General features: G+C 64.6%; 15 protein-coding genes and 1 pseudogene. All 16 read left to right on the forward strand.

The window, feature by feature from the left end:
- Positions 1 to 62: 62 nt before the first annotated feature.
- Positions 63 to 266, forward strand: a pseudogene (locus H9658_RS14930) (ABC transporter permease); the annotation flags it as partial.
- Positions 267 to 442: 176 nt separating this feature from the next.
- Complete coding sequence (locus tag H9658_RS14935; protein ID WP_191825926.1) at positions 443 to 676, forward strand: hypothetical protein; 234 nt, start codon at positions 443 to 445, stop codon at positions 674 to 676.
- Between the two features lie 418 nt (positions 677 to 1,094).
- Positions 1,095 to 1,373 carry a pilus assembly protein gene (locus tag H9658_RS14940; RefSeq protein ID WP_184413945.1) on the forward strand — a complete coding sequence of 93 codons (279 nt, stop codon included), beginning with the start codon at positions 1,095 to 1,097 and terminating at the stop codon, positions 1,371 to 1,373.
- Between the two features lie 163 nt (positions 1,374 to 1,536).
- Entirely contained in the window at positions 1,537 to 3,051 is a 1,515-nt protein-coding gene (locus tag H9658_RS14945; RefSeq protein WP_191825927.1) for a pilus assembly protein TadG-related protein, read from the forward strand.
- On the forward strand, positions 3,048 to 3,851 hold the full coding sequence (locus H9658_RS14950) for a hypothetical protein (RefSeq protein WP_191825985.1): 804 nt from the start codon (positions 3,048 to 3,050) through the stop codon (positions 3,849 to 3,851). The genes H9658_RS14945 and H9658_RS14950 overlap by 4 nt, the downstream gene beginning before the upstream one ends.
- Before the next feature lie 5 nt (positions 3,852 to 3,856).
- Positions 3,857 to 4,669, forward strand: a complete 813-nt coding sequence (locus H9658_RS14955) for a TadE family protein (protein ID WP_225209993.1) — start codon at positions 3,857 to 3,859, stop codon at positions 4,667 to 4,669.
- 95 nt (positions 4,670 to 4,764) lie between these two features.
- A complete protein-coding gene (locus H9658_RS14960) occupies positions 4,765 to 5,358 on the forward strand; it encodes a hypothetical protein (protein ID WP_318241379.1) in 594 nt (197 codons plus the stop codon).
- On the forward strand, positions 5,355 to 5,549 hold the full coding sequence (locus H9658_RS14965; protein ID WP_185814921.1) for a hypothetical protein: 195 nt from the start codon (positions 5,355 to 5,357) through the stop codon (positions 5,547 to 5,549). Before H9658_RS14960 ends, H9658_RS14965 begins: the two co-directional genes overlap by 4 nt.
- Positions 5,550 to 5,591: 42 nt before the next feature.
- Positions 5,592 to 6,425, forward strand: coding sequence for a Flp pilus assembly protein CpaB (cpaB, locus tag H9658_RS14970; RefSeq protein WP_191825928.1), 834 nt, complete (start codon positions 5,592 to 5,594; stop codon positions 6,423 to 6,425).
- A 71-nt stretch (positions 6,426 to 6,496) separates the two neighbouring features.
- Positions 6,497 to 8,020: a type II and III secretion system protein family protein gene (locus H9658_RS14975; protein ID WP_225209994.1), complete on the forward strand. Its 1,524-nt coding sequence runs from the start codon at positions 6,497 to 6,499 to the stop codon at positions 8,018 to 8,020.
- Between the two features lie 32 nt (positions 8,021 to 8,052).
- Complete coding sequence (locus H9658_RS14980; protein WP_191825929.1) at positions 8,053 to 9,777, forward strand: ATPase, T2SS/T4P/T4SS family; 1,725 nt, start codon at positions 8,053 to 8,055, stop codon at positions 9,775 to 9,777.
- Entirely contained in the window at positions 9,777 to 10,625 is an 849-nt protein-coding gene (locus H9658_RS14985; protein WP_191825930.1) for a type II secretion system F family protein, read from the forward strand. Before H9658_RS14980 ends, H9658_RS14985 begins: the two co-directional genes overlap by 1 nt.
- Positions 10,622 to 11,512 (forward strand): type II secretion system F family protein, encoded by an 891-nt coding sequence (locus H9658_RS14990; RefSeq protein WP_185814917.1) that lies wholly within the window; start codon positions 10,622 to 10,624, stop codon positions 11,510 to 11,512. The genes H9658_RS14985 and H9658_RS14990 overlap by 4 nt, the downstream gene beginning before the upstream one ends.
- Entirely contained in the window at positions 11,509 to 11,910 is a 402-nt protein-coding gene (locus H9658_RS14995; RefSeq protein WP_191825931.1) for a DUF192 domain-containing protein, read from the forward strand. The genes H9658_RS14990 and H9658_RS14995 overlap by 4 nt, the downstream gene beginning before the upstream one ends.
- Positions 11,907 to 12,581: a TadE/TadG family type IV pilus assembly protein gene (locus H9658_RS15000; RefSeq protein WP_191825932.1), complete on the forward strand. Its 675-nt coding sequence runs from the start codon at positions 11,907 to 11,909 to the stop codon at positions 12,579 to 12,581. Before H9658_RS14995 ends, H9658_RS15000 begins: the two co-directional genes overlap by 4 nt.
- Positions 12,581 to 13,189, forward strand: a complete 609-nt coding sequence (locus tag H9658_RS15005; RefSeq protein ID WP_191825933.1) for a hypothetical protein — start codon at positions 12,581 to 12,583, stop codon at positions 13,187 to 13,189. The genes H9658_RS15000 and H9658_RS15005 overlap by 1 nt, the downstream gene beginning before the upstream one ends.
- Positions 13,190 to 13,210: the final 21 nt, after the last annotated feature.

Here is a 13,210-nt window from a genome sequence, read left to right on the forward strand (position 1 = left end):
CCAGAGGGCACCACCAGATGCGCATCCCGATCCTTGGCGCCATCGCGACCAGGGAGGACGCGTCGGTGAAGCCGCTGCCCGGCTGGGCCGAGACCGCCACCCACGCCAACCCGATCTTCTACAGGGTCAACGCCTTCCGCTACGGTCTGCTCGGCAGCAGCGAAGTGCCGGTATGGGTGGCCTACACGCTGATGCTGGGCTTCGTCGCGGTGCTCAGCGCGCTGGCGTTGTGGCTCCTGCGCCGTGGCGTGGGGTTGCGCATTTAATTGAATGCTGCCCTGGCGCGCCCAGCTTGCGCGCGTCAGGCTGCAAGAACCGATATCAAACATCGCAGCGGCACGTCGTCCGGGCGTTGGCGCCCGGTTATGCCAGGGACAAGGGCATCGTCGACGCCGGCAACACCTGCGGCGTCTGCGAAGCCATGCAGCCGTAGATCGATGCCTTGGTAGTCGCCGCCACGCCGGCAGGCACTTGGCGATCGGTGGCGGTCAACCCACGCAGCGAAGCCCTGGTGCCGCTGCCTGCGCAGATTCTGTCGCCGGCCATTCTCGACACGCTCGCCAAACCTTTAGAGGTGAAAGCGATGGGACCAGCGTCAGTCATCGCAGGCTCTCGCCATACCGTCGTTCTCCACCACTTGGCGATGCGTCTTGCGCATCCCTATTCCGGCTTTTGACTCCAGCAGTGCGCCGGGACCAAATAAAAAAGGAATTCTCCATTCATCTAAGGGCTCCAAGGGCATAGCCGCGCCGAGTCAAGAATTCGCCGCGTACCGCCCTGGATAAGCGTGCATTCTGAAATCAGCACAGAGTGAATCGATTCATGGAACGTCGCGCCTAAAGTTTGACTCAATTGTTGGATAAACATCACATTTTTAGCTAAGACATTAACGGTAGTTTTCTTGAACCGGCAATATTTTGACTATAAAGTGCCCACGTCCGAGATACATTTGCCATCAGATGTCAAATGCGGGCCAAGGACAAGTTTCATATCTGTGCATGTTTTCACTTATGCAACCCACACGCCTACACGCAACCGCGCGGACGTAAGTGTGCTGCCGGTCCAGTGGGCGCCAGAGCCAAGGAGAGGATTCAATGAAGAACCAACGCAGGCACATTCGTTTCGGCCGCAAGCAGCTCGGCCAGGGTATGACCGAGTACATCATCATCGTGGCCCTGATCGCGATCGCCGCCATCGGCGTGTTTACCTTCTTCGGCGGCACCGTCCGCAGCCAGGTCGCCGGTATGGCGCAGGAACTGTCGGGCAAGCAGGACGCTAGCCAGATGATCAACCGCGCCGGTACCAACGCCGGCAAGGCGCAGAGCCAGGCCGACAAGGACAAGGGCATGGCCGCGTACAACGGCAACAAGTAAGGCCTTCGCCACCATCTGCCCAGCAGGGCAGATGGTGGCCTGTCGTTGTCACCGCCGCGGGCACGCCTCGGCGTTTTTCCTGATCAGCACCTTTAAATGGACCCAGCCGAGCTGAACGCATCCATGGCGTTCTTAGCGAAGCGTTTTTCCGGAAGGACACCAGATGGGGATCATCGCAGCCGCCGATCCGTCTACAAGGAATGTCGCGCCACGGCTGGGACGTGTCCGCCCCGACATGTCGGGGCAGTCGATGCCCATGGTGCTGGCGTTCCTGATGGTGCTGTGCGTTGGCCTGTTGGTGACCTTCAACACCGGACAGGTCGTCGGCAAGAAAGTGGAAATCACCAATGCCGCCGATGCCGCGGCTTACAGCATCGCGGTCGAGCAGGCACGCGCGCGCAACTTCGCCGCTTACTTGAACCGCGGACGCGTCGCCAACGAAGTGGCGATCGCACAAACGGTCAGCCTGAATTCGTGGCTGACGATGGTGCACTCTACTTCCGTGCATTTTGGGGAATTCACCAAGGTCGCCGAGACCTTGTTGTTCTGGGTGCCTGGCCTGGGCGAGGTGCTGATCGCGCTCGATCGCGCCATGACCGCGATCAACAAGGCGCTCAAGGTCTTCCGGCAAGGTTTCATGCAGGTGGCGAACGGCGAAATCCGAGTGCTGGACCAGGTGCTCGACCACCCCTATGCGCTTGCGGCGGATGCGGCGGTCGGAACGCTCGCATCGGAAGCCAACGTCTTTCTCCTGGCCAACAAGGTGGTCAAGGACAACGCACCAGATGCGGAGCTGACCATGGTCGGCAAGGGCGTGTTGGCCAAGAACGTGGTCTCGGCGGGCAACCAGCTGGAACGCTACAGCCCCGGCCAGCGCAAAGGCCTGACCAGCACCAACCCGGGCGGCGAACGCTACCGCAACGTGGTGATGGCATCGCGCGACACGTTTACGCGCGCGCGCGACGGCACCGCATTCGGGGTGTTCAACAACAACGGCGGCACGGACATGGTCGAATACGATCGCTGGTCGGCCGTGGATGCGTTCCAATTCAAGCTTCCTCTTCCCTGGCCGCTCGACGACGTCAAGATTCCGCTGGGCTGGGGCGGCACTCAAGCCGTCGATGGCCGCAAGCCGAATTTCTTCGGGGGAATGAGCAACGGGCGTGGATGGAAATCGCCCTACGACAACAGGACCTACAAGGCCTACAACGGCACCAAGCGCAGCGATATCGCTGGCCGGTTCATCGAAGGCGACCCTGCCGTGATCGAGGATTTCAAGCGCGACAAAGCATTTTTCAATGGCTACCGCTACGGCATCAGCCCTCAGTATCACGACGTCAAGAGCACCTATTCGCAAACTCCCGACGGCGCCAATGCCGGGCCGATCTATACGGTCGAGGTGGGCACCAAGATCGAAAAGGCGCGCACCAGTTCCACGCTCAAGATCGGGCGTGGCCGCATGGAACTGAAGGACGAGGCGCGCGGAAACCAGTTGCGGGCGATGGCCAGTGCGCAGGTCTATTTCAACAGGCCACATGAGCTCGCCGCCTTCCGGCGTTCGGTCTGGGGCAAGGGCGACGGAAAATTCGAAAAAGGCAGTTTGTTCAGTCCGTATTGGCAGGCCCGCCTGGTGCAGACACCAGCGGCGGACCGTACTCTTTTGGTGGCCGCTCCATGATGTTCTTCGAAAAAAGATCCCGTGCCCTCGCCGCAGGCTGTGTGGCCTTGCTTGCCTTCACCGGCGGCTGCCATTCGCGCGATGCAGCCGAAGGCGGCTTGGAGGCCTCGTCTTCCGATGGCGGCGCCAAATCGCTGCCCGCGCTGCATGTCGTTCTGGCATGGGAATCGCGCGTGGGCGGCGAGAACATGGAGCGCAAGAACTATCGCGCCAAGCTGGACGCCTGCAGCGGCTCCGGCATGCCGACGCGCGCGCTCTCAGCGCAGGAAGAAGCCAAGCTGGGCACCGGCGAAGTCGAAATCATGATCGACGCGCGACGCCAGTTCGCGCACCAGGTCAGCTGGACGCTCGGCGCCGATGGCGAAGACGGGCGAAGCGCATGCCTGGCCAAGCTCGAGCAACACGAAGACCACGACGCGATCGAAGACGCGACCGGCATGTACGAGGCGATCGACAGCGGCGCGCGTACCCAGGAGCGCCAGGACGTACAGGGCACCGGCTGGAAGCTCATGGGCGACGGCCAGATCAAGGGCCAGCCCTGCACCCGGTGGCAGAACGGGCAACAGGAAGTGTGCATGTGGTCCGGCGGCATGAAGTGGGGATTCGCCGAGGCGCCGGCCGATGCGGCGGGCTGCACGGTGGACAGCGCGGGCAACTACCTGAATTCCATCCCCCTGGAAGCCAAGCCGCTGCAAGGCGGGAATGGCTGCCTGCTGCAGGTCAAGTCGTTCAGCCTTGGCAAGGGACTGCTTCCCGAGGACCCCGCCGGCGAGGTGGCAGGCAAGGAGCAGGCAGGATGAAAACGATGTCCATTGCGTCGCCACGCCGCATGCGCGGGCAAGGCATGGTGGAACTGGCCGTGTGCGCCGCTGTGCTGGTCCCGCTCTTTCTGCTGATCCCGGTCGTGGCCAAGCTCGGGCACGGCAAGCAGATGGCGATGCAGGCCGCACGCAATGCGGCCTGGGAAGCCACGGTAGCCAACAACTACCAGCCGCCGACCCGGGGCGCACTGCAGAGCAAAGCGCTCGACCGCAACTTCGCCGATGCCGATGCGCCGATCAGGTCGGCGACGTCCAGCAGCGGCAGCGGTGCGTTCGGCGACCAGATGCTCAATACGTTTTCGAACAAGAAGTTGCTGGAAAAGAACGACCTGTCGGTCACGCGGACCGCCAACGCCAATTCACCCGGCTACGTCGATGAAGCGGCGACGCTGTTGCCGAAGAACTATTTCGACAACGCCTTTCCGCCCAATCGGAAGGGCTACGTCACCGCGGAAGTGGCGCTGAACTACCGCGACCTGAAGACCGCCGATGGCCGGCCGGCGCATTTCCTGGAGCCGCTGGACAACCTCAACCTGGTCGACAAGCGCCACCAGACCCTGCTCGCGGATGCCTGGAACGCGTCCGGCCCACGCAGCGGACCGCGCAGTGTGGTCGGTACCGTGAAGCCCTTGGCGCCGCTGTCGTATTTCGAAGGGCTGGATGGCATCTTCGACACCCTGAAGGTGCTGGAGCCGATCATGCCGATGGTCGGATCGCTCGGCGACCTGGAAATCGGCACGATCGAGCCGGATGTCGTCCCCGCGGACAAGCTGGCCAATTACCCGGCCAAGCAATGAGCGAGCGACCTTCCAGCCGCCTGCTCGCGCAGATGGTGGGCCCGGTCCTGTTGGGGCTCGCCACCCACCATGCACGCGCGGCGGATTGGCCGGATGTGCCTGTGCCCGAACAGGCCTCGGGCGAGATCGTGTCCGATCACATGGTCTACAACGGCATTTCCATGCGCGCCAGCCGCTTCACAGTGCCCGCGCCGCCGAGCCAGGTGGAACGGTTCTATCGGCAGGAATGGGGCAAGGGCGTGGTCGCCACTCCGGTGGGCAACAAGACCGTGCTCGGCCACATGGAGGCGGGCGGCTACTACGTCACCGTCGAACTGAGCGGAGATGCCACCAGCACGCGCGGCCAGATCGGCGTCATGCAGCTCCCGAAGAACGACCTGCCGGCGGACGGCGTCGGCAAGGGCTTCGGACGGCTGCCGGATACGCAGGTCGCCGAAGACATCGTCTACATGGACACGCCGCGCCATGTCAGGACCTTGAGCATGCTCAACCGCTATACGCCGCTGCAGAATCAGCAGTACTACACGCGCTACTTCGCAGCGCAAGGCTACGTGCGGGACAGCTCCTCGTCGGCCTGCGCGGCGACGAGTCCGCATTGCGTCGGCCGCTTCATCCGCCAGGAGGAACGCATCACGGTGACCTCCAGCCGCGGCAAGACCGGCACCGTGGTCGTGGCGGTGGTCGAATGATCCGCTCCGGCATGCCCTGCAAGCGCACCCAACGCGGTCAATCCACGATCGAGTACACCGTGGTGGTGATGGCGCTGGTGATCGTGCTGATCGCCAATCCGAACGTGATCACCGACGTGGTCACCGCCCTGAAAGACCTCTATGCCGCCTTTGTCTACGCCATCTCGGCGTCCGACATCCTGGTGGGTTGACCTCCATTCCCTCGCCACGGCCTGCCTCGACGGCAACTCTTCATGCAGAAACCAAAACTCAGCAAGAACGTCCTGTTCATCATCGTCGCCGTGGTGATGGCGGCCTTCGCTGCCTTCATCGCGGTGAGCTACATCCGCACCACCGTCGCCGAGCGTACCCAGGACACCCGGCCGATGGTCGAGGTGGCCGTGCCGGTGAACGACCTGCCGCAGGGCGCGATCCTGCAAGGCAGCGATCTGGCATCGCGGCCGATCCCGGCCGAATTCGCGCCCGCCGATGCGGTCACGCCGGACAACCACGGCCAGTACGAAGGCCGGATGCTGCGCGCCCCGGCCCGTGGCGGCGCGCCGCTGAGCGCCAGTGCACTGGTGCCGTTGTACGAACAGTTTTCCCGGCTGATTCCCAAGGGCAAGGTCGCCTACACGATGAGCGTGGACGAGAACAACTCGATCTCCGGCATGATCGCCCCGGGCGACCTCATCGATATCTTCTTCGTGAAGGATGCCTCCACCAGCGGCGCGCCCGGTTCGGGCAGCGGCGCCCAGGTGTTTCCGCTGCTGCAGAAGGTCAAGGTCCTGGCGGCCGGCAGCCGGATCGGCGATGCGCCCACGCCAAAGGAGGGAGAGGAGTCGAACGAATCGGCTGGATTCTCCAGCGTCACCCTGGAGCTCGACCAGTACCAGGCCAAACAGCTGGCCATGGCATCGAAGGTCGGCGCGGTCCGTGTGCTGCTGCGCGAACTCCAGGACACCTCGCCCGGCGCGGCGACAGGCATGAGCGAGAGTCAATTACTGCGATCGCTGGGATCGGGCGATCCGGAAAGCACCGGCACCGGAAGCAGCCGCGTTGAGTTCATCATTGGCGGAAAGGGTTGAGCATGAGGCAAGCAACAGGCCGTAGCAGAAGCAAGGCAGGCAGGTCGGCGGCGTGGCTGGCCGGCATCCTGTTGGCGGGGATTGGAGGCATCAACGCGTCGGCCCAACAGGCCGCCACACCGGCCGCGGCAAAGACCGCGGCGAACACCGCGGCGCATCCTGCAGCGGCGCCCGCCGCCGCCGGCACGCCGTCCGACGAGGCGGCGGCCGAGCAGGCGCGGCTGATCGCGCAAGGTCGCCAGGTCGACCAATTCAAGCGTGCGGCCGAATCGCAGATCCAGGAATTGGGAGCGGGTACCGCCTCGGGCGGCGTCGCCCTGGCAGGCGACAAGAAGCCGTCGGTGGCACCGCCTCTGCAACCTGCCCAGACCGTCTATGCAGGCGAGGCCGTGGTTCGCCGCGTGCACGGTGCGCTGCGCCGCATCGCGGTCGGCGATGGCGAGGTGCTCAGCGTGTTTTCGGTCGGCAAGTCCGAACTGGTCATGATCGGCACCAAGCCCGGCGACACCAACGTGCATCTGTGGATGGCGGACGGCAGCCAGCGCGATGTCAGCGTGACGGTGACGGGTGGCAAGTCGGAAGGCGTGGCCGACACCGTACGCGAGTTGCTGGGCAATACGCCTGGCGTCACCGTGAGGGCGATCGGCTCCAACGTCGTCATCTCCGGTAACGACATCGATGCGGCCACGACCGCAAAGATCCAGGCATTGCAGAAGCTGTATCCGCAGGTCCTGAACTTTGCCGGCGCCGATCCGGTCGGCATGCGGCCGATGATCCAGATGGACGTTTCCATCATGGAATTCAACAAGAACGCGGTGGAAGACCTGGGTATCCGTTGGGACACCACGATCGACGGTCCGATCGGCGGATTGATCCGCGATGTCACCACGAACGGCTTCTTTCGCGTGCTTCCCGAGAACAACCAGACCTTCCAGGACGTCAAGGACACGTTGCCCACCAAACTGCCCGGACCGCAGGGCTACTTCGGCATCGCGACCACCATCGGGTCGCAGATCAACCTGCTGATGAGCCGCGGCAAGGCGTGGGTGCTGGCCCAGCCCAAGCTCAGCGCCAAGAGCGGCAGCAGCGCCTCGTTCCTGGTCGGCGGCGAGGTGCCGATCGTGGTGCCGTCGGTGCTCGGGCAGACCCAGATCGAATACAAGGAATACGGCATCCGTCTCAACATCAACCCGACGGTCAATTCCTCCAATCAGGTAAACACCTCGATCATGGCGGAAGTCAGCCGGATCGATCCTTCGGTGTCGGTGCAGGGCGTGCCCGGCTTCCTGACCCGTCGCGCCGAGACCGAAATCAACGTCAACGCCGGCCAGACCATCGTCATCTCCGGCCTGCTCGATCGCGAGGCTTCCAAGGCCGTGGACAAGCTGCCGATCCTCGGCGACATCCCGATCCTGGGCAAGCTGTTCCGCTCCGACGGGTTCCGCGGCAACAAGACCGAGTTGGTGATCTTCGTGACCCCGCGCATCGTCAGTCCGACCTCGCCGGAAAACCTGCAGGACCTGCAGCGCGGCGATGCGATCGAAAAGGGCTTGCAGGACGAGATCAGCCCCAGGCAGGACAAGTTGATCAAGTAATCCACCCTACGTAGTGCGGAAGGTTCATCGTCATGTTCACAGTGCTGATCAATACGCCAGGCCGCGATACCCGCCAGGTCAAATGCATGCATCGGGAGTGCGGCATCGGCCGTGGCGATGCCAACCTGGTGATGCTCCAGGGCTGGAATATCGCGGGCAAGCACGCCACGCTGCTGCGCGAAGACGAGGGCGTTTTCATACTGCCCCTGGGCGGGCGCGAGCCGATCACGCTCAACGGCAAGGTCGTCCTGGCCAAGCAGGGCCCGATCGACGGCAAGGACGAAATCCGCATCGGGCACTACATGCTCAAGGTGAGTGGCGACGACGCGCGGATCGCCAAGCACACGCCGGCGGCCAACGATGGCATCGCCGCGCGCGCGGCCGAACCTGCAACGGCGCCGGCCGACGCGGCGTCCGCAGCCCAGGCGGCCGCGCCGGCGTCCACCGACATGGTGCTGGCCGGCCCGCCGCCGCCGGACATCGCCAGCTGGCGCACCAAGCTGCACATGGCGCTGGTCCGGCAAATGGACCTGCGCCGGATGGATGTGCGCAGCATGGACGACGGCGCGCTCCGCGACAGCACCATCAACCTGATCGACGACATCCTCGCGCGCGAGTTCGCCGACCTGCCCTCGGACATCAACCCGCGCCGCCTGGCCAAACAGGTGCTGGACGAAGCCATCGGTCTGGGCCCGCTGGAAGATCTGATCGAGGATCCGACCGTCACCGAAATCATGGTCAATGCCCACGACGATATCTTCATCGAGCGGGCCGGGCGCATCCAGAAGTCGGAGGTGGTGTTCTCCAACGAACGCGCCTGCCTGGCGGCGATCGAACGGATCGTCACCCCGTTGGGCCGGCGCATCGACGAAAGCTCGCCGCTCGTCGATGCGCGCCTGAAGGACGGCTCGCGCGTGAACGCGGTGATCCCGCCGGTGGCCCTGCGCGGGCCGAGCATCAGCATCCGCAAGTTCGCCACGCGCCGCCTGATGGGCGAAGACCTGTTGAAATACGGCTCCTTGAACCAGCCGATGCTGGATTTCCTGATCATGGCGGTGCGCGAGCGCCGCAACATCGTGGTGTCCGGCGGTACCGGCTCGGGCAAGACCACGCTGCTGAACATCCTGTCGAACTTCATCCCCGATGGCGACCGCGTGGTCACCATCGAGGATGCGGCCGAACTGAAGCTCGTGCAGCCGAATCTTGTCGCACTGGAGGCCCGCCCTGCGAACATGGAGGGCAAGGGCCAGATCACCATCCGCGACCTGGTCAAGAACGCGCTGCGCATGCGCCCGGATCGGATCGTGGTCGGCGAGTGCCGCGGAGGCGAGAGCCTGGACATGCTGCAGGCCATGAACACCGGCCACGAGGGTTCGTTGACCACCGCGCACGCCAACAACCCGCGCGAAACGCTGTCGCGCCTGGAAGTGATGGTGATGATGGCTGGCATGGAACTGCCGATGACGGTGGTACGCGAGCAGATCGCCTCGGCGGTCAACCTCATCGTGCACCAGCGCCGCTATCCCTGCGGGTCGCGCAAGGTCAGCCACATCACCGAAATCACCGGCATCGAAAGCGGCACCATCCAGATGCAGGACCTGTTCCTGTTCAAGCCGACCACCTACCACGGGCCGGACGGCAAGGTTGCCGGCAACTTCGTGGCGACCGGTGCGGTGCCTGAATTCTACGAGGAGCTGGCCGAGCGTGGCGTGTCGGTGGATCTGGACATTTTCCGCAGCCAGGGAAGTCCGCGCTGATGGCCCTGTGGCTGATCGCCTTGCTGGTGTTCGGCGGCGCCTTGGTGGGCGTTCTGCTGGTTGCGCGTTCGGGCGAGCGGTTCATGCAGCGCTATCGCGAGAGCTTCATGGACCAGGCGCGCATGAACCTGGCGGACATGTTCCTGTTCATGGACCCGGCACAGGTCTACATGGTCAGCGCCGTGGTGATGGTGATCATCCCGCTGCTCATCTGGATGCTGACCGGCAGCCTGGTCATCGCGGTGCTGATCGGCGTCTTCCTGATCTTCGCGCCCCGCAAGATCTATGCATATCTGCGCCGGCGCCGGCTGGAAAAGATCCAGGAGCAGCTCCCCGACGCGCTGCAGATGCTGTCCAGCAGCCTGCGTGCCGGCGTGGGTTTCGCACCGGCGATGGAAGTGCTGGTGCACGATGGGCAGCCGCCGTTGGCGCAGGAACTGGCGCTGGTGCTGCGCGAACAGCACATGGGCGTGCGCGCCGAAGAGGCGATGGAGAATTTCAGCAAGCGCGTGCCGATCACCGATGCCGAACTGTTCGTCTCGGCGGTGAACATCTCGCGCGAGGTGGGCGGCAACCTGGCCGAAACCCTGGCGACGCTGGCCGAAACGCTGCGCCGGCGCCTGACCATGGAAAAGAAGGTCAAGTCCCTGACCGCGCAGGGCCGGTTGCAGGGCATCGTCATGGCGATGCTGCCGGTGTTCCTGATCGGCTATCTCAGCCTGATGTACAGCGAAACCATGCAGCCCATGTTCCATAGCTGGCACGGATGGGTGGTGATCACCATCTGCCTGGTCATGGAATACCTGGGCTATCGTCTCTGCAAGAAGATCATGACGATCGACGTATGACCTGGATGCTCGCCCTCGTCGCTCTTCTGGCCGCCGGCGCCGTCGCGCTGGTGATCATCGGCACGCGCGGGGTGATCCGCGAAGTCGAGTTGGAGGATCGCACCTACTACGATCCGCTGCCGCGATTGATGCAGTTGATGTGGCCGCTGGTGACGGTGCTGACGCGCCGCATCGCGCCGCACCTCAGCGTCACCCAGCTCGAGCAGACCCATCGCCAACTGCAGGCCGCCGGGCAGGACTTCACCCTGACCCCGGAAGAGTTCTACGGCCTGCGCATGGCCAGCGCGATCGTGGTGACCGCGGTATTCCTGCTGTGCACGGCGATGCTCGGCAAGCTCGCGATCGGGGCGGGGCTGATGTGCCTGTTCTTCGGGGGTGTGCTGGGCTGGCTCTACCCCGCGCTGTGGCTGGGCGAACGCCGCAAGGCGCGGCAGAAGGCGGTGGTGCGCGACCTGCCGGTCTACCTGGATTTCATCACCATGTCGGTGGAAGCCGGCTTGAATGTGACCGGCGGCATCGAGCAGGCCGTGGCCAAGGGCCCGGCCGGCGCGCTGTCGCAGGAGTTCTCGCGCATGCTCCGCGACCTGCGCGCCGGGCTTCCCAGGGCCGAGGCGCTGCGGCGCATGGCAGAACGCATGGACATCGGCCAGATCACCAGCTTCACCAGCGCGCTGATCCAGGCCGACAAGGTCGGCGCCAACTTGAGCGACACCCTGCGCGCGCAGGCCAATCAGCGACGCGAAGAGCGCTTCCTGCGCGCGGAGAAGCTGGCGCTGGAAGCGCCGGTGAAGATGATGCTGCCGCTGGTGATGTTCTTCTTCCCGCTGATCTTCCTGTTCCTGGGCTACTTCATCTACTTGAAGATGTTGCAGGAGGGAATCCTGTGAAGCGCGGACACATCGAACGCAGCCGGGGCGCGTCCATCCCGCACGTGTGGTCCGCCGACACCTGGTGGTCGCGGATGCGCGGCCTGCTGGCGCGGCCGGCGCTGGCGGAGGACGGATCGGAAGCCCTGTTGATCCGGCCATGCGCCAGCGTGCATACCATCGGCATGGCCTACCCGTTGGACCTGGTGTTCCTTGCGCGCGACGATGTCGTCCTGGAATGGCGCGAGAACGTCAGGCCGTACCGGGCCGCGGCCTGCCGGCGCGCCGTGGCCACCATCGAATTCCATGGCGGCGCGCTGGACCGGCTGCAACCGCAGCAGGGCGAACAGTGGCGGGGGGGGGGCGCCGCCCCCCCCCCCCCCCCCCCCCCCCCCCCCGACACTGGAGCATGGTCATGAAGACACGCGTGCGGGAGTTTCGCAGCCGGCGCTCGATGCGCGGCCAATCCATGGTGGAACTGGTGATCATCACCCCGGTCCTGCTGTTCCTGTTGCTGGCCGTCATCCAGGCGGTGCTGCTGTACCGGATGAAATCGACGCTCGATTACGCCGCGCTGATGACCGCGCGGGCCGGCGCGGTGAGCGGCGTGGACCCAGGAGAAATGCGGACAGCCTTTGAGAAAGGCATGATGCCGCTATTCGCCACTGACAAAGACCTGGCTGGGCTGGCAGAGGCGCGGTTGAGAGCCAAGAAGGAACTAACCTTGAAGATGCACGGCCACATCACGGTTATCAATCCGACCCGCGCCGCGTGGAGCAACTTCCGGGAACGCCAGTACGACGGCAGGTACGCGCTGCCCAACGACACACTGGCCTATCGCAGTACCGCTATCGGCAGCAGCGGCGTGAATGTCCAGGACGCCAACATCCTCAAGATCAAGGTCGTCTACGACGCACCGCTTGTGGTGCCGTTCGTGGGCTGGGTACTGGGCGGGCGATCGCAGTATCTGAAGCCAGGCACGTTCGAATCCTCGCCGCTGCAACCGCTGACCAATCGCCTGCCCATCGAGAGCTACGCGATCGTGCGCATGCAATCGCCGATCTATAAACAGGGCAACCTGGACAAGTGATGCGTTGGCGTTCGCTGCTGGCATGTGCGCTCGCGATCTCTCCCGCGCTTGCGGAAAGCGCGCGCGCCGAAGCGCTTGCGTTCTCCGGCGTGGCCGAGGTGACGACCAACCAACTGAGCGGGCTGAGCCGGATCCGCCCCAAAGACGCGCCGCAGCCGGTGACGCTGTATTTCCGCGACGATGCGCTGCGCGTGCAGTTCAAGGACGCCAGCGGTACGCCGTACGCGCTGATCCTGACCAAGGACGCGAGCATCGGGTGGATCGTGGGACAGCAGGGCGATGGCATGCCGGTGCCCGGCATGCGCTGGCCGCTGCGCTTCGACCCGGAACAGCCGTGCGCCGGCCTGGGCATGTTCGCCGACTGCCAACGTGTCGACACCGGCGTCCATGCCGGTCGGCCGGCGGTGCAGTGGCGATACCGGCTGTCCAATGCGAGCGGCCCCGGCATGACCCGCCAGGGAACGATGTGGCTGGATCGCGACACCGGCCTGGTGCTTGCGTATCGCGGCAAGACCGGTCTGCAACAGCAGCAGCAATGGGACATCCAGCGCGTGGAATACCGCCCGCAACCCGATGCGCTGTTCGAGCCCCCCGAGCCGGCCCACTAGTCACGCGCGCTGGCCGCCTGC

The organism is Xanthomonas bonasiae (genome assembly GCF_014836395.1).
Lineage (GTDB): Bacteria > Pseudomonadota > Gammaproteobacteria > Xanthomonadales > Xanthomonadaceae > Xanthomonas_A > Xanthomonas_A bonasiae.

Coding starts and splice junctions, on each gene's coding strand:
- H9658_RS14980 (WP_191825929.1), top strand. CDS start 8,053: ATGTTCACAGTGCTGATCAATACGCCAGGCCGCGATACCCGCCAGGTC.
- H9658_RS15005 (WP_191825933.1), top strand. CDS start 12,581: ATGCGTTGGCGTTCGCTGCTGGCATGTGCGCTCGCGATCTCTCCCGCG.
- H9658_RS15000 (WP_191825932.1), top strand. CDS start 11,907: ATGAAGACACGCGTGCGGGAGTTTCGCAGCCGGCGCTCGATGCGCGGC.
- H9658_RS14955 (WP_225209993.1), top strand. CDS start 3,857: ATGTCCATTGCGTCGCCACGCCGCATGCGCGGGCAAGGCATGGTGGAA.
- H9658_RS14940 (WP_184413945.1), top strand. CDS start 1,095: ATGAAGAACCAACGCAGGCACATTCGTTTCGGCCGCAAGCAGCTCGGC.
- H9658_RS14990 (WP_185814917.1), top strand. CDS start 10,622: ATGACCTGGATGCTCGCCCTCGTCGCTCTTCTGGCCGCCGGCGCCGTC.
- cpaB (WP_191825928.1), top strand. CDS start 5,592: ATGCAGAAACCAAAACTCAGCAAGAACGTCCTGTTCATCATCGTCGCC.
- H9658_RS14985 (WP_191825930.1), top strand. CDS start 9,777: ATGGCCCTGTGGCTGATCGCCTTGCTGGTGTTCGGCGGCGCCTTGGTG.
- H9658_RS14950 (WP_191825985.1), top strand. CDS start 3,048: ATGATGTTCTTCGAAAAAAGATCCCGTGCCCTCGCCGCAGGCTGTGTG.
- H9658_RS14965 (WP_185814921.1), top strand. CDS start 5,355: ATGATCCGCTCCGGCATGCCCTGCAAGCGCACCCAACGCGGTCAATCC.
- H9658_RS14945 (WP_191825927.1), top strand. CDS start 1,537: ATGGGGATCATCGCAGCCGCCGATCCGTCTACAAGGAATGTCGCGCCA.